The organism is Aeromonas sp. S8(2024), from assembly GCF_041403085.1.
Lineage (GTDB): Bacteria > Pseudomonadota > Gammaproteobacteria > Enterobacterales > Aeromonadaceae > Aeromonas > Aeromonas dhakensis.
In genome coordinates this window covers 268,866-285,461 of sequence record NZ_JBGLRF010000001.1, presented here as the reverse complement: position 1 = coordinate 285,461, position 16,596 = coordinate 268,866, and the positions used below count along the sequence as shown (strand labels likewise).

General features: G+C 62.7%; 20 protein-coding genes and 1 pseudogene. 10 read left to right on the top strand and 11 right to left on the bottom strand.

The window, feature by feature from the left end; genetic code table 11:
- Nucleotides 1–12 precede the first annotated feature (12 nt).
- The 3 genes and pseudogenes from ACB031_RS01205 to ACB031_RS01195 all read right to left on the bottom strand — a co-directional run bounded on the left by ACB031_RS01205 (nt 13) and on the right by ACB031_RS01195 (nt 1,879).
- Nucleotides 13–792, bottom strand: a complete 780-nt coding sequence (locus ACB031_RS01205; protein WP_010634092.1) for a TSUP family transporter — start codon at nt 790–792, stop codon at nt 13–15.
- A 206-nt stretch (nt 793–998) separates the two neighbouring features.
- Nucleotides 999–1,079 (bottom strand): annotated as a pseudogene (locus tag ACB031_RS01200) (DTW domain-containing protein); the annotation flags it as partial.
- Nucleotides 1,080–1,129: 50 nt separating this feature from the next.
- On the bottom strand, nt 1,130–1,879 hold the full coding sequence (locus ACB031_RS01195) for a DTW domain-containing protein (protein ID WP_279450933.1): 750 nt from the start codon (nt 1,877–1,879) through the stop codon (nt 1,130–1,132).
- A gap of 166 nt (nt 1,880–2,045) precedes the next feature.
- Here ACB031_RS01195 and ACB031_RS01190 point away from each other — a divergent pair, with 166 nt between their 5' ends.
- Complete coding sequence (locus ACB031_RS01190) at nt 2,046–2,459, top strand: VOC family protein (protein WP_017782630.1); 414 nt, start codon at nt 2,046–2,048, stop codon at nt 2,457–2,459.
- A 62-nt stretch (nt 2,460–2,521) separates the two neighbouring features.
- On the opposite strand, the gene ACB031_RS01185 is transcribed toward ACB031_RS01190, so the two are convergent.
- Both ACB031_RS01185 and ACB031_RS01180 read right to left on the bottom strand, forming a co-directional pair.
- Complete coding sequence (locus tag ACB031_RS01185; protein WP_017783977.1) at nt 2,522–3,511, bottom strand: D-alanine--D-alanine ligase; 990 nt, start codon at nt 3,509–3,511, stop codon at nt 2,522–2,524.
- Nucleotides 3,512–3,711: 200 nt separating this feature from the next.
- Nucleotides 3,712–4,320, bottom strand: coding sequence for a 2OG-Fe(II) oxygenase (locus ACB031_RS01180; protein ID WP_176452618.1), 609 nt, complete (start codon nt 4,318–4,320; stop codon nt 3,712–3,714).
- A 265-nt stretch (nt 4,321–4,585) separates the two neighbouring features.
- Between ACB031_RS01180 and ACB031_RS01175 the strand changes: the two genes are divergently transcribed.
- Entirely contained in the window at nt 4,586–5,062 is a 477-nt protein-coding gene (locus ACB031_RS01175) for a glutathione peroxidase (RefSeq protein ID WP_010634097.1), read from the top strand.
- A 160-nt stretch (nt 5,063–5,222) separates the two neighbouring features.
- A complete protein-coding gene (locus ACB031_RS01170; protein WP_371138848.1) occupies nt 5,223–6,602 on the top strand; it encodes a DEAD/DEAH box helicase in 1,380 nt (459 codons plus the stop codon).
- A 50-nt stretch (nt 6,603–6,652) separates the two neighbouring features.
- Here the strand turns inward: ACB031_RS01170 and ACB031_RS01165 are convergent, their stop codons facing one another.
- The 3 genes from ACB031_RS01165 to ACB031_RS01155 form a co-directional block, all read right to left on the bottom strand.
- Nucleotides 6,653–7,117 carry a GNAT family N-acetyltransferase gene (locus ACB031_RS01165; protein ID WP_371138847.1) on the bottom strand — a complete coding sequence of 155 codons (465 nt, stop codon included), beginning with the start codon at nt 7,115–7,117 and terminating at the stop codon, nt 6,653–6,655.
- A 7-nt stretch (nt 7,118–7,124) separates the two neighbouring features.
- Complete coding sequence (locus ACB031_RS01160; protein ID WP_371138846.1) at nt 7,125–7,616, bottom strand: N-acetyltransferase family protein; 492 nt, start codon at nt 7,614–7,616, stop codon at nt 7,125–7,127.
- Between the two features lie 94 nt (nt 7,617–7,710).
- On the bottom strand, nt 7,711–8,556 hold the full coding sequence (locus ACB031_RS01155; protein WP_371138845.1) for a DUF5718 family protein: 846 nt from the start codon (nt 8,554–8,556) through the stop codon (nt 7,711–7,713).
- 357 nt (nt 8,557–8,913) lie between these two features.
- Here ACB031_RS01155 and ACB031_RS01150 point away from each other — a divergent pair, with 357 nt between their 5' ends.
- The 6 genes from ACB031_RS01150 (at nt 8,914) to ACB031_RS01125 (ending at nt 12,944) form a co-directional block, all read left to right on the top strand.
- On the top strand, nt 8,914–9,465 hold the full coding sequence (locus ACB031_RS01150) for a class IV adenylate cyclase (RefSeq protein ID WP_010634102.1): 552 nt from the start codon (nt 8,914–8,916) through the stop codon (nt 9,463–9,465).
- A gap of 71 nt (nt 9,466–9,536) precedes the next feature.
- Nucleotides 9,537–10,049, top strand: coding sequence for a DUF4823 domain-containing protein (locus ACB031_RS01145; protein ID WP_081050876.1), 513 nt, complete (start codon nt 9,537–9,539; stop codon nt 10,047–10,049).
- A gap of 20 nt (nt 10,050–10,069) precedes the next feature.
- A complete protein-coding gene (locus ACB031_RS01140; RefSeq protein ID WP_054545502.1) occupies nt 10,070–10,462 on the top strand; it encodes an NUDIX domain-containing protein in 393 nt (130 codons plus the stop codon).
- A gap of 168 nt (nt 10,463–10,630) precedes the next feature.
- Nucleotides 10,631–11,137, top strand: coding sequence for a GNAT family N-acetyltransferase (locus ACB031_RS01135; RefSeq protein ID WP_201891588.1), 507 nt, complete (start codon nt 10,631–10,633; stop codon nt 11,135–11,137).
- Between the two features lie 239 nt (nt 11,138–11,376).
- Nucleotides 11,377–12,495 (top strand): glycerol dehydrogenase, encoded by a 1,119-nt coding sequence (locus ACB031_RS01130; RefSeq protein WP_371138844.1) that lies wholly within the window; start codon nt 11,377–11,379, stop codon nt 12,493–12,495.
- A 116-nt stretch (nt 12,496–12,611) separates the two neighbouring features.
- Complete coding sequence (locus ACB031_RS01125) at nt 12,612–12,944, top strand: antibiotic biosynthesis monooxygenase (RefSeq protein WP_371138843.1); 333 nt, start codon at nt 12,612–12,614, stop codon at nt 12,942–12,944.
- Nucleotides 12,945–13,125: 181 nt separating this feature from the next.
- Here ACB031_RS01125 and pdxY read toward each other — a convergent pair whose 3' ends face one another.
- The 3 genes from pdxY to ACB031_RS01110 form a co-directional block, all read right to left on the bottom strand.
- Nucleotides 13,126–13,989: a pyridoxal kinase PdxY gene (gene pdxY, locus ACB031_RS01120; RefSeq protein ID WP_371138842.1), complete on the bottom strand. Its 864-nt coding sequence runs from the start codon at nt 13,987–13,989 to the stop codon at nt 13,126–13,128.
- Between the two features lie 480 nt (nt 13,990–14,469).
- A complete protein-coding gene (locus tag ACB031_RS01115; RefSeq protein WP_371138841.1) occupies nt 14,470–15,225 on the bottom strand; it encodes a DUF429 domain-containing protein in 756 nt (251 codons plus the stop codon).
- Nucleotides 15,226–15,303: 78 nt separating this feature from the next.
- Nucleotides 15,304–15,867: a VC2662 family protein gene (locus ACB031_RS01110; protein ID WP_017765419.1), complete on the bottom strand. Its 564-nt coding sequence runs from the start codon at nt 15,865–15,867 to the stop codon at nt 15,304–15,306.
- Between the two features lie 315 nt (nt 15,868–16,182).
- Here ACB031_RS01110 and ACB031_RS01105 point away from each other — a divergent pair, with 315 nt between their 5' ends.
- Nucleotides 16,183–16,533 carry a phasin family protein gene (locus ACB031_RS01105; protein WP_005300428.1) on the top strand — a complete coding sequence of 117 codons (351 nt, stop codon included), beginning with the start codon at nt 16,183–16,185 and terminating at the stop codon, nt 16,531–16,533.
- Nucleotides 16,534–16,596 lie beyond the last annotated feature (63 nt).

The window sequence follows — 16,596 nt, the reverse complement described above, 5'->3', positions numbered from 1 at the left end:
TTGTGCAAGGCGTCAGCCCAGCCAGGCAAAGAGCTCGGGATACTGGCTCCACACCAGCTTGACGGACATCAAGAGGGAGACGGTCACCAGCAGCGGCTTGATGAGCTTGACCCCCTTCTTGAGCACCAGCTTGGAGCCCATGCGGGCCCCGATGAACTGCCCCAGCGCCATGCACAGGCCGACGCTCCACACCACCTTGCCCCCCAGGGTGAAGAACAGCAGGGAGGCGATGTTGGAGGTGAAGTTGAGCAGCTTGGTGTGAGCGGTGGCCCGCGCCATGCCAAAACCCGCCAGCGCCACGAAGCCGATGGCAAAGAACGACCCAGTACCCGGCCCGAAGAAGCCGTCATAGAAACCCACGCCACCGCCTACCAGCAGGGCGAACGCCATGGGAGTGAGGCGGCGCTGGCTCTCCGCATCGCTCACCCGGGGGGAGAAGTAGAAGTAGCAGGCAAACGCCATCAGCAGGAAGGGCAGCAGCCGCTCCAGGATGGCGGCATCGATGGTCTGCACCGCCAGGGTGCCGATGGCCGCGCCGATGAAGGTGCAGATGACCGCCGGCCAGATGATGGCCCACTCCAGCAGCCCCTTGCGGGCATAGAACCAGGTGGCGGAGAAGGAGCCGAAACTGCTCTGCAGCTTGTTGGTGCCAAGCACCAGGGCCGGCGGCATGCCGGTGGCGAGCAGGGCGGGCACCGTCAGCAGGCCCCCGCCGCCGGCAATGGCATCGATGAAGCCGGCCACCAGGGCCACGCCAAACAGGGCAAGCAGGGTAAAGAGTTCCAGTTCCATCCATCGCCTCGCGAAATTGACCTGGGCCCGCAAGGGCCCGCACAGCGCAGGCTCGCCATGAGCCTGATAAACACCGCAGGTCGCTATCCTAATGGGGCTTGGCTCATGACGCCAACGAAACGGTGGCAGGCAATTGATTCCTGATTTTCATCAATCAAGCGCACCATGACGTGGCTGGCACGCGTGCGGTTCCTCGCCCGCCTTGATCAGGCCGCGTCGGGCGCGCAGCAGGTCACTCCATCGGCCTTGATGTCGGCCAGCGCCTGCTGCAGATGGGCTTCATCCTCGCCGGGAGCCCGGCTGACCCGGCCCGCCATATAGCGGCTGCTGAAGCGGATTAATCCAGAATGGCAGCCTGCCCCTTGATGGCTTCCAACCCGCCCAGAAGCGGCATCTCGCCCTCATCTGGAGCCCGGCTGACCCGGCCAGCCATGTAACGACTGCTGAAGAGATTGAACCACAGCTGCAGCGCCTGCCCCGCCGCCAGCTCGCCGGCCACCTCCAGCACGCAGGCCGCCACCTCGGCGGTGCAGAGGTGTTCGTCGCAGTGAGCCACTCGCATGCCATAGGTGGAGAGCGCATCCGGCTTGATGGAGAGCACCGGAAAACCGTCCAGATAGGGGCTCTTGTTGAACATCTTGCGCGCCTCGGGCCAGGTGCCGTCCAGCAGGATGAAGAGCGGCTTCTTGCCGGGAACCGGGGTCACCACAGAAGTGAGCCGGGCCGGCTCCTTCTCGCAGGCGGGAAACACCACATAGGGTTGCCAGGCGGGATCCGCCAGCAGGGCCAGCAGCTCGGGATGGGGCTGGGTGCGCGACCAGAGAAACGCCCAGGTGGTCTGCGGCAGCACATCGGCGATGAGGCGGCCGGTATTGGAGGGCTTCATCGGTTCGCTGTCGTACATCAGCAGGCAGAAGCCGGCCTCCGCCTTGAGCTCGGGGCGCCACTCGCAGGCACACCAGTCGTGGCGCAGCTGACAGGCTTCGCAGCGCGGCACGCTGCCGCCACGGGCGAGAAAGGGTCGGGTCGAGACGCTCTTGCGCCAGATGCGCAGGCGATTGACGGCGTGATCGGGGATTGGCTTCATGGAACGCGGCTCTGACGGTGCCTGTGGCGGGACAAAAGGGGGCAGATTGTAACGGCGCGCCCTCTGCGCAGCAAGGCCCCCCATCTGGGGCAAGCCGGGATGCCGCGCCTCTTTGATACTTGGTCGTCAGTCCATGCACCCACGCATGGGACACAGGAGGACGACGATGGCAGAACAAGACATTGCCCGCGAGCACGCCCTGGCCGAAGGCACTACCTTCACCTGGCACGAGCTCTATCTCCCCGATGCCGAAGCCGGGATCCGTTTCTACACCGAGGTGCTCGGCTGGGAGAGCCAGACCATGGCGATGGAAGGCGGCGACTACCCCATGCTGGTTGCCAATGGCAGGCCGATCGCCGGCGTGCAGTCTACCCGGGGCAATCCCGAGATGGCCGGCGTACCACCCCACTGGGCAACCTATATCGCGGTGGATGACGTAGATGCCAGGGTGCTCAGGGTCAACCAGTACGGCGGCACCGTGGTGGTGCCCGCCATGAACATCCCGGGGGTCGGGCGCATGGCCCTGATTGCGGATCCGCAAGGGGCGCACATCTGGCTGTTCACCCCCGACCCCATGTGACATCGCCAACCGCAACAACGACAGAGGGGCCCGCGGGCCCCTCTGTCGCGTTCGGCAAGCCGTCAGACCGCCTTGCGCAGGATCTGCTCCAGATAGTGCGCGAAGCTGTGGCCGTGATGCTCCAGCAGTTTCGGGAACATGGAGATGGAGGTCATGCCCGGGAAGGTGTTGATTTCGTTCAGCAGGATCTCCCCCTCTTCGGTCAGGAAGAAGTCGATGCGCGAGAGGTGGGTCAGTTTGAGCTGACGGAACGCCTTGAGGGCGTACTCGTGAATGGCATCGGCCTGGGCCTGGCTCAGCCCCTCGGCGCGCAGCGCGGTCTCGGTGTGGCTGGCGCTGCTGTACTTCTCTTCATAGGTGTAGAACTTGTCCTGCGGCACGCAGATCTCGCCCGGGTAGGTAGCCACCAGCTCGTCACCGTACTGGTAGACCGCCACTTCCAGCTCGCGCGGCTTGACCGCTTTTTCGATCAGTACCTGCTCGGAGTAACCGAAGGCATCGGCAATGCCCTTCACCAGATCCGCTTCGTTGCTGGCGGAGTAGCAGCCGACGGAAGAGCCCTGGGAGGCCGCCTTGATGAAGACCTTGCCCCACTTGGCCAGCGCCGCTTTCGCCTCGGTCAGGCTCGCCTCGCCCTGCTCGGTCAGGAACAGATAAGGGGTGTTGGGAATGCCGAGGGCGGTGAGCCACAGCTTGGTGGTGATCTTGTTGAAGCACACCTTGCTCGCCTCGGCGTCGCAGCCGAGGTAAGGCAGGCCGGCCAGCTCGAGGAAGGATTGCAGATCGCCGGTCTCACCCGGGTAGCCGTGGATACAGGGCACCACGTAATCCACCGGACGGGCCACGCTGTCGAAAGAGAGCAGCTTGTCCAGCCCCAGCTTGCACTCGCGGCCGTCGGCGCTGAGCCAGCGGTCGGCAAACATCTCGACCCGGGTCACTTCCACGCCGGGCAGGAGAGAGAGCTGTTTTTCGAGGAAATTGGCACTGCGCAGCGAGACTTCGTGTTCGGAGCCACCGCCGCCACACAGCAGCAAGACATGGATGTTCTTCATTAGATGTGATCCCTTGGGAAAAGCGGCTTCGCCATCACCATTTAAAACCCAACCGCATTAAAACCGGACGAAGCCAGATACGAAGATAAGTGCGGGCCAGTGTAGCAAGGGAGATCGAGCCTTGTCAGCCGATGGGCGCCCCATCCGCCGACAAGAGCCATAAAAATTCTCGCCTGTGTCAGAAATTGGATGAAAAGAGCTCAGCGCGGCGGATCGAGCCGGCCATTGCCGCTGCCGTTGACCCGAAACCAGCCGGCGATGCTGTAGCGCTCCTGGTTGGCGGGCAGCACCTCGTGGGGGAACTCTTCGGATAGAAACAGCACCAGTCGCCCGCCCCGTGGGGAGACGTCCATCAGAAACTGCTCGTCGTCACCGTACATGCGCAGCACCCCGCCCGCCTCTGGCTGCCAGTCGTTGTTCAAGTAAAACACCGAGGTGAGGCGGCGGTTGGAGCGCCCGGCGAAGGCGTCGCGATGGGTGGCATAGAAGTCACCGCTGCGGTAGCGGGCAAAGTGGGCCTCATAGTCGAACAACCCGAGCATCAGCATCCGGTTGGCGGTCAGGCGCAGCGCCTCCATGCGGGCCAGGTAGTCGGCCACCGGCGCGCCGAGGGAGGCGTCGAGCCAGTGGATCTGATCCCGGCGAATGTCGCGGTTGTCCTGATACAGGGTATCGCGGCCGATCCCCGCCGGTCGCCACTCGTCCGGCAGACAGGCCCTGAGGGCATCCACCTCGGCGGCGGTTAAAAAATCATCCACTATCACCCATCCCCGGGTGTATATGGCGTCCATGACGGCTTGATAGTCCAAGATTGACTCGCAACAAGTGGAAAGAGGGCGCTTTTTAGCGACTTCCCGGCCAAGACACAAACCGGTTTGCTTCTCTTGAGAAGTCCCACCATCAATACGCCATCCGGGCCGCCAAGACCCCCATTATCTCGACCCGATCGCCACTCTGTGATCCGGCGCACTCAATCTGCTCCCAGCAAGGGAACACTCCGGCTTGCTCCCCGCCGTCGCCCCCGTTAACGTGGTGCAATGTGCCCTGAATGGGCCCCACTCAAAGGAGTCTTTCATGTCTTTGCCCGAACTCACTCTGCAACGCCTCGACGGCAGCGAACTGCCGCTCGCCTCCCTCGCGGGCCAGGTCATTCTGGTGGTCAACGTGGCCAGCCGCTGCGGCTTTACCCCTCAATACACGGGACTGGAGGCACTCTATCGGGAGCTGGGGCCCGAGGGGCTGGTCATCCTGGGCTTCCCCTGCGATCAGTTCGGCCATCAGGAGCCGGGCGATGCCGAGGAGATCGCCCGTTTCTGCTCCCTCGACTATCCGGTCAGCTTCCCCATCATGGCCAAGTGCGAGGTCAACGGCGAACAGGCCCACCCCTTCTATCAGTGGCTCAAGAAGGAGAAGCCGGGTCTGCTGGGGCTGGAGAACGTCAAGTGGAACTTCACCAAGTTCCTGATCGACCGGGACGGTCAGGTGGTGGACCGCTTTGCCCCCACCACCAAACCGGAAAACCTGGTCGCCCCCATCCGCGATCTGCTCTGATTGCCTGAACCTGCCTAATTGAGCGGCCGGTGCGACAGCTACTGCGCAGCGGCCGCGCTTTTGCTATATTACGCCCCCGTTATCACTTTCATCCCGTGGCCGGCCCCGTGCGCCGGTCACCCGCTGAGCCCAAGGCTCACCAGAGGAGTCTCTCTCGAACATGTCATTCAACGAACTGGGTCTGTCCCCGCACATCCTGCGGGCCGTCAAGGAGCTGGGTTACGAACAGCCAACCCCCATCCAGCAGCAAGCCATTCCCGCCATTCTGGCCGGGCAGGACGTGCTCGGCGGCGCCCAGACAGGCACAGGCAAGACGGCCGGCTTCACCCTGCCCATGCTGCAGCGGCTGCTGGCCAACCATGGCCGTGGCCGGCGTCAGGTGCGCGCCCTGGTGCTCACCCCGACCCGCGAGCTGGCCGCCCAGGTGGGCGAGAGCATCATCAAATATGCCCACCACCTGCCGTTTCGCACCCTGATCGCATACGGCGGCGTCAGCATCAAACCCAATCTGGACGCCATCAAGCTCGGCATCGACATCTTGGTGGCCACCCCGGGCCGCTTGCTGGATCTGCTGACCCAGGGCGCCCTGACCCTGACCGAGCTGGAAGTGTTGGTGCTGGATGAGGCGGATCGCATGCTCGACATGGGCTTCATCCACGACATCCGCCGCATCATGAAGGCGCTGCCCGCCGAGCGGCAGACCCTGCTCTTCTCCGCCACCTTCTCGGACGACATCAAGGCGCTGGCGGATGATCTGCTGAACGACCCCACCCTGATCGAGGTGGATCCCAGCAACACCGCCGCCGAGCAGGTGACCCAGCGCATCATCCAGGTCGACCGGGAACGTCGCCGCGAGCTGCTCTCCCACATGATCGGCCGCGGCAACTGGCAGCGGGTGCTGGTGTTCGTGCGCACCAAGCAGATTGCCGATCGCCTTGCCCAGCAGATGCAAAAAGACGGGCTCGATACCGTCGCCATCCACGGCGACAAGAGCCAGGGTGCCCGCAACCGGGCGCTGGCGGATTTTCGGGAAGGCAAGGTGCGGGTGCTGGTGGCGACCGACATCGCCGCTCGCGGCCTCGATATCGATCAGCTGCCCCACGTGATCAACTTCGAGCTGCCCCAGATGGCGGAGGATTACATCCACCGCATCGGCCGCACCGGCCGCGCCGGTCGTGGCGGCGAGGCCATCTCCCTGGTGAGCCAGGACGAGCTGGGTCAGCTCAAGGCCATCGAGGCACTGATCGGCCAATCCCTCTCCGTCGAGATCCTGGACGGCTATGAGCCCAGCGGCAAACCGAGCCGGCAGACCCTGCCCGGCAGCAAGCCGGTACAAAATCCGCCACGCGCCCGTGGCGCCGCCAATGCCAAGGGTGGCAAGGGCAAGCCCGCCGCCGGCAAAGGCAAGGGGGATGGTGCCAAGAAACCCGCCCCGGCGCGCAAGCGGGAAGTGGTGGGCGAGGATATCGGCTTTGCCCCCATGCGCCGCCTGCCCAAGGCCCAGCGCGACGACTATCAGGACAACTCCAACGAGGAGTAAGACACAGTCCTGAACCCGTCATAACAAAAAACCGCCCGAGGGCGGTTTTTTCATGATGGCGTCACTGGCCTGTCAGTGCCCTCTGTCGCAATGGACATGTGCAACAGCGGATAGGGCCTGCCCTGCCCGTCCTGCGCCGAGCGGCCTACCACCGCGAAGCCCAGGTGGCGATAAAAACCGAGCGCCGGTTCATTTTGCTCATTGACGTCCACCCGGGTCGCCCCCAGCCGGGCGATGGCATCGGCCACCAGCAGGCGACCCACCCCGCCCCCGCGTAGCGCGGGGTCGATGAAGAGCATCTCGATGTTGCCCTCGTGCACCCCGCAAAAGCCGGCGATCCCCTGCTCGCTGCGGGCGCAGGTGAGGGCCACTGCGTCAAAGTAGTGTGCCAGGATGAGCTCGCGCAGAGGGGCTATCTCCTCCTCCGGCAAAAAGTGGTGAGTGGCGCGCACCGACGCCTCCCACAGCGCGATCAGGACCTGATAATCCCCGCGCACGGCCTGCTCCAGTCTCATATCGTGCTCACTCAATCGCTTGATTGTTCGGGGTCTGCCGAGCCGACGCCATGGCGTCCACCTGCTTGAGGACAAACCCCTTCTCGATGCCGGCCTTGAAGCCCAGCTTTTCATAGAGGCGGTGGGCTTCATCGCGCCCCTCCCCCGACAGCAGCATCACCTTGTAGCAATCCTGCTGCCAGGCAAGCTCAAGCGCATGGCTCAGCAACTGCCGGCTGATGCCCCGGCGCCGAAACGCAGAGGCCGTCACCACGTGCTCCACGATGCCAAACGGCCGGCCACCATTGGTCAGGGTCGCGACCACGCCGAGCTGGCAGGTGGCCGCCAGCTGGCCATCCACCTCCGCCACCAGCAGGTGAAGGTGCGGCTGCGCCAGCAGGGCCGTCAGCGCCGTGCGGGCAGCGTCCGGCGCAAGCGCGGGGTCATGGGGGCGCAACTCCCGATAGAGTGCCAGCAGGCCGGCCATGTCCTGCAGGGTACAGCGCCTTATGAGCGTCATCCTTCCTTCTCCTTGAGCTACGAGGGAGGCGCCGTCACCCTGAACGAGGGTCGCAAACCTCGGGGGCACCATCCCTGCAATCGGCAAACGCGCCTCAGCGGGTCTTGACCGCCTGCAGCAGCACCGACATGTCCGGTCCGAAGCGGCGAGCCCTGATGGCCTCGCGGATCGCCGCCTCGTCGTAGCGGCTGGCCGGATAGAGCAGCACGCAAGCGGTGTCGCCGGGCTTGAGAAAGTGGGTTTCGCCAAACGGGGTATAGCGGGTGGCCCCGATACTGATGAGGGCATGAGCCGGACGCCCGGCCTGGGCCAGCAGCCCCTGGATGTGCTCGGCCGGCCCCTCGTCCTGCTGATGGTTGAACTTGTCGATGGCCCATGTCAACAGCTGGCTATGGAAGTAGCTGTAATCCACCGCCGCGCTGTCGACCCCGTAGGGGTGCAGCTCACCGTCCCGCTCCAGATAGCAGGCGATGCGGTAGTCATCGAGCTCGCAGCCGGCGGCGAAGTGGGAAAGGGGCAACAACGCGGGGGCCAGCCCCTTGCTCTCTTCACCCCAGTTCTTCTTCTCGCTGATCTTTTTGGCGTTGGGACGGCGGATGGAGCAGTCGTTGTAGGCACCAAAGGCGCGCGGGTGGATGGCCACCACCTGCTCTCCTGCGTACTCCAGCTCGCACCAGAGCGCCACTTCCGGCTCTATCTGCACTTTCTCATCGCCGCTCACCGCCGCTTCCGGCAAGAAGATGGCGTCACCGCTCAAGGGGAAGACGCCGAGCTGGCCGGGGTGGCCCGGCACGTAGAAGGGGAACAGCGCCTTGGGAGCGCTGGTGTCACGCACTACCACCGCCACGAAATCCGAGGCCTCGCCGGCCTGCTCCAGATGACCGGCGAAATTGCCCGCCACCCCGAGTCCGATAAACTTGCTCTCTGCTGTCACTTGCATCTTGCTCACCTGCATCTTGCCAAAGCGAAGGCAGCGGCCCGGCACGGGGCGGCTACCGCAAACGTGGCGAGGATTAAAACACAGGGGTCTGCCCTCGCCCAGCCTGCACGCCCCATCCTGTGCGCCAGCGCGAACTTTTGCCGGCCGCTCGGCGAGCTTGTGAGCAACCGCCATGCCCAAACTCACTCGACCGTGTGCGGTGCGCACCCTTGATCACGGTGACAGGCTGCGCATTGATCAACCATGGCCCCCGGAAACAGATCGTTTCCACATCCTGCCGCCTTGCCCCTTGGGCCCGCCCGCCAACTTTGTTAGGCTGCCCGCCATGCCAATCCGCACACTCAAGGATGCCTGCCGATGTCAGCACAGCACTTTCAGGGCCGCTTCGAGGTCGAGTTCAAATACAGGCTCGGCGATGTCGCGGCCTTCACCACGGCCCTCGCCGCCCTCAATCCCGAGGTGATGCTGGAGCGCAATCAGGAACAGGACACCTACTTCGACACGCCGGACCGCAGCCTGAGCGCGGCCGGCAAGAGCCTGCTGATCCGCGCCATGCAACCCTCCGGCATCCGGCTCTGGATCGTGAAGGGGCCCGAGCCCGATCGCTGCGAGGCGGTCAACATCACCGACGCCGACAAGGCCATCAGCATGCTGCACACCCTGGGTTACCAGCCGATACTGACTCTTCGCAAAGTGCGCAGCATCTATTTCGTCGGCCCCTTCCACGTCACCCTGGATCACCTGGCGGGGCTCGGCGATTTTGCCGAGCTGGCCATCATGACCGATGACGAGGAGCGACTGGTGGAATATAGGCATGCCTTGGAAGCGTTGGCGTCAACACTGGGTTTGAAACAGCGTGAGCAGCGCTCTTACAAAGCGTTATGTGAGCTTAATCAATCAGTCTGTTGATTAGATTTGATATAAAAATCATGCCATTACTCAAATCATCAAACTTATTCAATTAAACAAGGGAATGTATTTTGAAAAACTATGTTACTGCCCTCTTGTCATTACTTGCTGTTGGTTGCAGCTCTACATATCAGCAATCAAATGTGCAAACAATGACCAGCAAGCTCGATCCCAGCCAGGGGGTGCTTATTTCGCAGCCCCAAGATGGCTCATACGAAACAACGCAATATCAAAATTCGGGGAAAATGACTGCTCAGGCAATCTATGCGGCATTTTCCAAGAAAGCTCACAGAGTTGAAATTACCACCCGTTGCCATGGCGAACCTTGCCTGAACGATATTCAACCAACCCAATTCAGATATTACGTAAAACCCGTCATTTTACATTGGGAAGAGAGGGCAACCGAATGGTCAGGCAAACCAGATGTAATTGAAATTCAATTAGTTATATACGACACCCTGAGCAAAAAGAGTATCGCCAACTCGTCGTTTAAAGGAAAAAGCAAATGGGCCACATTTGGTGGTGATCACCCACAGGATCTGTTGCCTGAACCGACCGAGAAATACGTGAACAGTCTCTACTGATTGACTACTGGAATAGAACCATGATCGACAAACTCGCCTGGCTGACCTTCAAGGATCAGCAACTGCTCTGTGCCCGTTCCCACGGCAAACACATCTACTACATTCCCGGCGGCAAGCGCGAAGCGGGAGAGAGCGACGAGGCGGCGCTGATGCGCGAAATCGAGGAGGAGCTGGCCGTGGCCCTCAAGCCCGACACCCTGGCGTTTGCCTGCGAGTTCAGCGCCCAGGCCGACGGCAAGCCAGAGGGGGTCAACGTCAAGCTGCGCTGCTACACCGGCGAGGCTGACGGCACGCCCGTCGCCTCGGCGGAGATCGCCGAGCTGCGCTGGCTCGACAGCCGCCATCTGGCCGAGATCTCCCCGGTTTCCCGGCTGCTGTTTGCCTGGCTGGTCGAACAGAAGCTTATGCGCTAGGGGAAACTGCCCGGGTGGCGTGATCGGGCTCACCCGGCGAGTGGCAACGACTTGAAATTGGCGGCGGAAACGGCGAGTCTAGCCAGTCATCCTGCCGCCGGTCCCGTTGGCGGCAGGCGCCGCGGCAGACCGGGCCGGCGGCGTGAACTTCGTTGACAAGGACTCCTGATGGACATAGTTGAGGTTGATACCACCCAGGGCATCAAGCCTGCCCTCATCACTTTGCTGCAAGACAGCGTGGCCAGTGGGGCCTCGGTGGGCTTTCTGCCGCCGCTGACCGAAGAGCAGGGGCTCGTCTATTGGCAGGGCATAGAGACGGAGCTGGCCGCGGGCAGCCGCCGGCTCTGGGTCGCTTTTGAGCAACACCAGCTGGTCGGCGCCCTCCAGCTCTCGCTGTGCACCAAGGCCAATGGCCGTCACCGCGCCGAGGTGGAAAAACTGATGGTGCACAGTCTCCACCGTGGCAAGGGGGTCGGCCGTGCCCTGATGGCCAGCATGGAGCAAGGGGCCAAAGAGGCCGGCCGCAGCCTGCTGGTGCTCGACACCCGGGTGGGCGATGCCGCCTCCCGCCTCTATCGCCAGCTGGGTTATCAGGAGGCGGGCCAGATCCCCGCCTTTGCCCGCAGTGCCGACGGCACCCTGGCGGCCACCCTTTTCTTCTACAAGCAGCTCTGAGGCTCGCACCACACCTCCACTGAACTGCCGCGCCCTCCCTATGGAGGGCGCGGCAGTTTTTCCCTGCATTTTGCCCTTCAAAAACAATCAAATCGGTCAGATGGATTAATTCTGATCCGACTACAGCCCCATTTGAGCGCCATTTTTCCTTCACCTCACGCCAGGCGAGGCGTATGGTGTGGCAGAAAGACCCGTTTGCATACCAATCGGGTACCGCTCACTGCCTTGAGGAATACTGCATGTCTATCCTGCCTCGTACCGTCACCTCCCCCAAAAAGTTCATCATCGGCCACGATCTGCTGCCCCAACTCCATGATCACGTAAAAGATTTCGGCGACAACGCCCTGCTTGTCAGCGACGAATTCATTCTGGAGCGGGTGCGGGAAGAGGCGCTGGCCGGCCTGCTGCAGGCAGGTCTGAAGGGAGCGGTCGAGAAGTTCAACTACGAATGTACCGACATCGAGATCCGCCGCCTGTGCGATCTGGCCGAGCAGCAGGGGGCCAACGTCATCGTCGGCATCGGCGGCGGCAAGACCCTGGACGTCGCCAAGGCGGTCGCCTTCTATCTGCGCCGCCCGGTGGTGCTGTTTCCTACCATCGCCTCCACCGATGCCCCCTGCACCGCCCTCGCGGTGATCTACAACCCGGCCGGCGAGTTCGAACGCTATCTGTTCCTGCCCCAGAACCCGGACGTGGTGATCGCCGATACCGCCATCATAGCGGCGGCCCCCGCCCGCTTCTTTGCCGCCGGCGTGGGCGATGCACTCGCCACCTATTTCGAGGCCCGTGCCTGTTACCGGGCCGACGGCATCAATCTGGTGGGCAAGCGCCCCTCCCGCACCGGCCTCGGGCTGGCCCGGCTCTGCTATGAACTGCTGGGGGAGAACATCGAGCTGGCGATGGACGCGGTGCGCCACCATGTCACCACCCCGGCGCTGGAGCAGACCATCGAGGCCACCATCTATCTGAGTGGCGTAGGCGCCGAGGCGGGCGGCCTGGCGGCGGCCCATGCGGTCAACAACGGCATGTCGGTGGTGCCAGATCTGCACCGGGTCCAGCATGGTGAGAAAGTGGTGTTCGGCCTGCTCACCCAGCTGGTGCTCGAGCGCGCCCCCCAGGCCGAGCTCGACGAGGTGATGCGCATCATCCAGCTGGCCGGCCTGCCCATGACCCTGCAGGAGATGGGGCTGAGCCAGTTCGTGGAGAGCGAGTGGCGCCAGGTGGCCAAGCTTGCCTGCGATCCCCTCGACACCATGGGCAACATGCCGATGAGCGTCAACGAGCAGGATGTCTACCACGCCATGATCGCGGCCAATGCCATGGCCGAACGCTACCGGGCCCGTCACCCACGCACCTGATCTGCACTCAAGTAACATCGTGATCAAACCGGAAAGGTCGGCCCCCGTGGCCGGCCTTGTCATTCCCCGTCCGACCTGCTGCAATGGCCCCTTTCCCCTTGGGACAAGGAGTCACCATGATATTGGAAGTCGCCCATCTGCAGGTCATCCCCGGTCAGGCTGCCGCCTTCGAGCTGGCATTTTCCCAGGCTCAACGGATCATCAGCACCATGCCGGGCTATGGCGGACACCAGCTCCAGCGCTCGCTGACCGACTCCCACCGCTATCTGCTGCTGGTCAACTGGCAGCGCCTCGAAGATCACACCCAGGGCTTTCGTGGCTCACCCCAATACCAGCAGTGGAAGGCCCTGCTCCATCACTTCTACGATCCCTTTCCCACGGTCGAGCACTACCGGCAGGTCTTGCTGGATGAGGAAGAACTGCGGGAACAGGCACACGGTCAGCGCTAAGGCGGATACCTGGTGCCAGAAACTAGGTGGCGGCGGATTTGGGGCATGGCATCATTTGGTGTGCCATCACCTAAGCGGCACCGGGGATGGAATGTTAACTGAGAGAGAAGTGATGAGGGTGATCAGGAGGCTGCACTGAGCGCGGATCATCCGCGCTCAGACTTGGCCAATGGTGGGAAGATCAGGCCAGCCGCTCGGCCCGCGCCCTGATCAAGGGGGCGGCAAAGGCCTCCTGGGCCGCGATCAGTTGCAACTCGTAGGCATCAGCCTGCCAGGTGTGCAGCAGTACCGTATCCACCGCCGCATTGGTGCGCTCGAACGCGCTGACCGCATCGTAACCCGCCTGCAGATTGGCCAGTATCAGCGCGCTGATAAGATCCCCCACGCCCACTGGCTGGCGAGCAAACTCGTAGAGCGGGCGAGCAATCAGATAATCCCCCTCGGGGGTAGCCAGCAGCATCTCGAAGCGGCCCGGCTCGCGGGCGGCGCGTCCAAGGTGCTTGACCAGCACCATCTTCACCCCGCGTGCCAGCAGACGATGGGCGGCGGCCCGGGTCTGCGCCAGATCCGTCAGATGAACGTCGCACAGGGTCTCCAGCTCCAGCAGATTGGGGGCCATGACATCGGCCACCGGCAGCGCCTTCTCGGTCAAAAAGCGGGTCACCCCAGGCGCGACTATGCATCCTTTCTCCGGGTGGCCCATCACGGGATCGCAAAAATAGATGGCGGCAGGGTTGGCGGCCTTGACCGCGGCCACCACCGTCAGGATCTCGTCCCCCTGCTCCGCCGAGCCGAGATAACCACTCAGCACCGCATCGCAGTGTCCCAGCACCCCGATGTCCGAGAGCCCCATGCACAGGGCGCTGATATGCCCTGCAGGCATGGCCATCCCCTGCCAACCGGCCGCATATTGGGTATGGTTGGAGAACTGCACCGTGTTGATGGGCCATACCTCCATACCGAGACGGCGCATGGGGAATACGGCAGCGCTGTTGCCGGCACAGCCGAACACCACGTGGGACTGGATAGAGAGAATGCGTTTCATCGACATCACCGCAGAGAAGCGTCAGGGGAAAGGCGCAATATATCGGATGAAGATATTGAACTTCCACCCTTGATCAGCACAAACCCTTATTTGGTCTACTAAAGCCTCGAGAAGACACGCGTTGTCACCCTCATCCCTCCCCCCTCTTTACTGCCATGCCAGAGTCCGAGACAGCGGATGCTACCGGTGTGGTTTCAAATGGTGATGAAATACTCTTGTTTGATGGCATATGAGCTTAATAAATCGGCTCTTTTTGTTGGTCCGTGCGATGGCCGGGTGCAGCCCAGGCCTCAGCAAGGCAGCAAGGCAGCAAGGCAGCAAGGCAGCAAGGCAGCAAGGCAGCAAGGCAGCAAGGCAGCAAGGCAGCAAGGCAGCAAGGCAGCAAGGCAGCGTAGTGAAAGGAAGAAACTACGTCAGCGCAAGTGAGGATCTCACGGCCGACCAAAGGCCGGATCGGGCTGGTCGGCCCGATCCGGTTTATCAGGGGCGAGCGAAGTGGTAGACCCAACCCTCGTCCAAAGCCATCTCGGCGGGCGGCGCCACCAGTGCCGGCAACAGGGAGACGCTCCCCTTGGCGGCGTATTGCAGCGCCATCAGGGCGCAGATAGCGGCATCGTAGCGATCGGTTCCCGCCGTCACATCGGCCGGCAGATGCGGCAGCAGCTCGGCGCGCACCGTCGATGCCTTGCCCCCCGTCTTGGCAAGCGCGGGATAGACCTCCAGCACGGCGCGATCGGCCTCAGCCTGCTGCTTGGGCACCAGTCGCAAGTCGGCCAACCTCGGCAGCATGGCCAGCGCCAGGGTTGCATTGTTGCCGAGCCTGTCGAAGGTGGCCGAGAGCGGCTTCTTGCCGTATTGCTCATGGAGCCAGCGTTCGCAGTCCCGGTAGGCATAAGGGTTGTCTATTTCGCGCTGGGGCACGGCGCACTCGGTCGCCCTCCCCGCCAGCAGCTCGCCAAAGGCGCGAGGAAACGCCAGCGGCGCGTCTATCCCCAGCGCCAGCTGCGGACAGGCCAGCACCTGCAGCAGGTGGATCTCGTCATGCAGCGCCGGGCGCAGCAAGGCATCCAGATCCGGCGCAACCCTCGAGCTCAGCCGAAACAGGGGCGATACGCCAAACCAGTGCAGCCGCTGCTCACGCGCCTGCCACCCCACCACGGCCACGGCCTGGGCACTGCCCTGCCAGCCTCTTACATCCCAGCCGATGCCGATGGCATCCATGTGTTCCATTGTCATGCCAGTGTCACCTCTGCACGCTATCAATGCAGCACAGGGTAATGGCTGGCGCCCCTAAAGCAAGGCTGGCGGCGCAGCTTAGAAGGATTTCTTGAAATTGATCAGCGGCAAGATGGGGAAAACCCCGTTCTCGGCGTAGTTGGCGAGACCGATCTGCAGACCGTCCAGGTGTTTGGTGGCGTTGATGAAGCCCAGCTGGAAAGTGGTGCGCTCGGCATAGTTGACGAAGCCGACGTTGGCCAGGGCATTGCCCTTGGCGATGTTGACGGCCCCCCAGTTGAGACCCTGTACATTGTTGGTCAGGTTGACGAAGCCAAGGTTGACCCCCTTGTCCTGACCCTCGTGCCAGTTGAGTGCGTTGATCGCCACCCCGCCAAACTGGTGACGTACCCGGCCGGCACCGAAAAAGACGCCAAGCTGCAGACCGGTGAATTGATCCACGTCGGAGAGGGCGAAGACGGGCAGATCGATCCCCTTCACCTGACCGGTGCGACCATAGAGAACAGAGGCTCTGGCCCCCTCGACCTGGTGAGACGCGGGCAGATTGACGCCGGGCAGGGAAAGCTGGACAGGGGTACTGGCGTGGGCAACGCCGCCAAGGGCAACAGACCCCAGGGCAAGTAGCAGGCGGGCAGGTTTCATCGGTGCATTCCTCGAGGCTCAGGGAGTCCATCAGCCTACCAGCCCTGTGGCCCGGTAACGAGGTCGAAGCGAACTGGCTGCGTCACCCCTCGTCTGAATCCGGCCAAGCAGACTGGACAAACCAGAGCCAACATTTCGCCAAAAATTAACATTTATATTATTTACATCAAGCCTCATTTGATAACACAATGCTTAAACGTACGTTTGAACAGAGCAAACGATACGCAACGACTTGAGGATGTAGTCGCACAGTTGTAACCCAACCCGGGCCATAGGCCCTTTTGCAATACCTTCTGCCAACCACGGAGACGCGCGATGAATATGGACGTAATCAAGACCTTTACCGAGCAGATGCAAGGCTTTGCCGCCCCCCTCACCCGTTACAACCAGCTGCTGGCCAGCAACATCGAACAGTTGACCCGGCTGCAGCTGGCCTCCGCCAACGCCTATGCCGAGCTGGGGCTGAATCAGCTGCAGGCCGCCGGCAAGGTGCAGGATGCCCAGAGCCTGGCTGCCCTCGGCACCGTCCAGCTGGAGACCGCCAGCCAGCTCTCCCGCCAGATGCTGGACGACATCCAGAAGCTCAACGCCCTCGGCCAGCAGTTCAAGGACGATCTGGACGCCCTGACTGCCGACGGCATCAAAAAGAGCACGGGCAAGGCCTGATATCCCCCGGGCTGCCCGTTGCGGGCAGCCACATCTCCCCATGCTCCGTCACGACAGGCTCGC

What these genes read in the sequence shown, in the direction of transcription:
- ACB031_RS01205 (WP_010634092.1), bottom strand. Translation starts at nt 792, where the DNA reads ATGGAACTGGAACTCTTTACCCTGCTTGCCCTGTTTGGCGTGGCCCTG.
- ACB031_RS01195 (WP_279450933.1), bottom strand. Translation starts at nt 1,879, where the DNA reads ATGAAGCCAATCCCCGATCACGCCGTCAATCGCCTGCGCATCTGGCGC.
- ACB031_RS01190 (WP_017782630.1), top strand. Translation starts at nt 2,046, where the DNA reads ATGGCAGAACAAGACATTGCCCGCGAGCACGCCCTGGCCGAAGGCACT.
- ACB031_RS01185 (WP_017783977.1), bottom strand. Translation starts at nt 3,511, where the DNA reads ATGAAGAACATCCATGTCTTGCTGCTGTGTGGCGGCGGTGGCTCCGAA.
- ACB031_RS01175 (WP_010634097.1), top strand. Translation starts at nt 4,586, where the DNA reads ATGTCTTTGCCCGAACTCACTCTGCAACGCCTCGACGGCAGCGAACTG.
- ACB031_RS01170 (WP_371138848.1), top strand. Translation starts at nt 5,223, where the DNA reads ATGTCATTCAACGAACTGGGTCTGTCCCCGCACATCCTGCGGGCCGTC.
- ACB031_RS01165 (WP_371138847.1), bottom strand. Translation starts at nt 7,117, where the DNA reads ATGAGACTGGAGCAGGCCGTGCGCGGGGATTATCAGGTCCTGATCGCG.
- ACB031_RS01160 (WP_371138846.1), bottom strand. Translation starts at nt 7,616, where the DNA reads ATGACGCTCATAAGGCGCTGTACCCTGCAGGACATGGCCGGCCTGCTG.
- ACB031_RS01155 (WP_371138845.1), bottom strand. Translation starts at nt 8,556, where the DNA reads ATGCAAGTGACAGCAGAGAGCAAGTTTATCGGACTCGGGGTGGCGGGC.
- ACB031_RS01150 (WP_010634102.1), top strand. Translation starts at nt 8,914, where the DNA reads ATGTCAGCACAGCACTTTCAGGGCCGCTTCGAGGTCGAGTTCAAATAC.
- ACB031_RS01140 (WP_054545502.1), top strand. Translation starts at nt 10,070, where the DNA reads ATGATCGACAAACTCGCCTGGCTGACCTTCAAGGATCAGCAACTGCTC.
- ACB031_RS01135 (WP_201891588.1), top strand. Translation starts at nt 10,631, where the DNA reads ATGGACATAGTTGAGGTTGATACCACCCAGGGCATCAAGCCTGCCCTC.
- ACB031_RS01130 (WP_371138844.1), top strand. Translation starts at nt 11,377, where the DNA reads ATGTCTATCCTGCCTCGTACCGTCACCTCCCCCAAAAAGTTCATCATC.
- ACB031_RS01125 (WP_371138843.1), top strand. Translation starts at nt 12,612, where the DNA reads ATGATATTGGAAGTCGCCCATCTGCAGGTCATCCCCGGTCAGGCTGCC.
- pdxY (WP_371138842.1), bottom strand. Translation starts at nt 13,989, where the DNA reads ATGAAACGCATTCTCTCTATCCAGTCCCACGTGGTGTTCGGCTGTGCC.
- ACB031_RS01115 (WP_371138841.1), bottom strand. Translation starts at nt 15,225, where the DNA reads ATGACAATGGAACACATGGATGCCATCGGCATCGGCTGGGATGTAAGA.
- ACB031_RS01110 (WP_017765419.1), bottom strand. Translation starts at nt 15,867, where the DNA reads ATGAAACCTGCCCGCCTGCTACTTGCCCTGGGGTCTGTTGCCCTTGGC.
- ACB031_RS01105 (WP_005300428.1), top strand. Translation starts at nt 16,183, where the DNA reads ATGAATATGGACGTAATCAAGACCTTTACCGAGCAGATGCAAGGCTTT.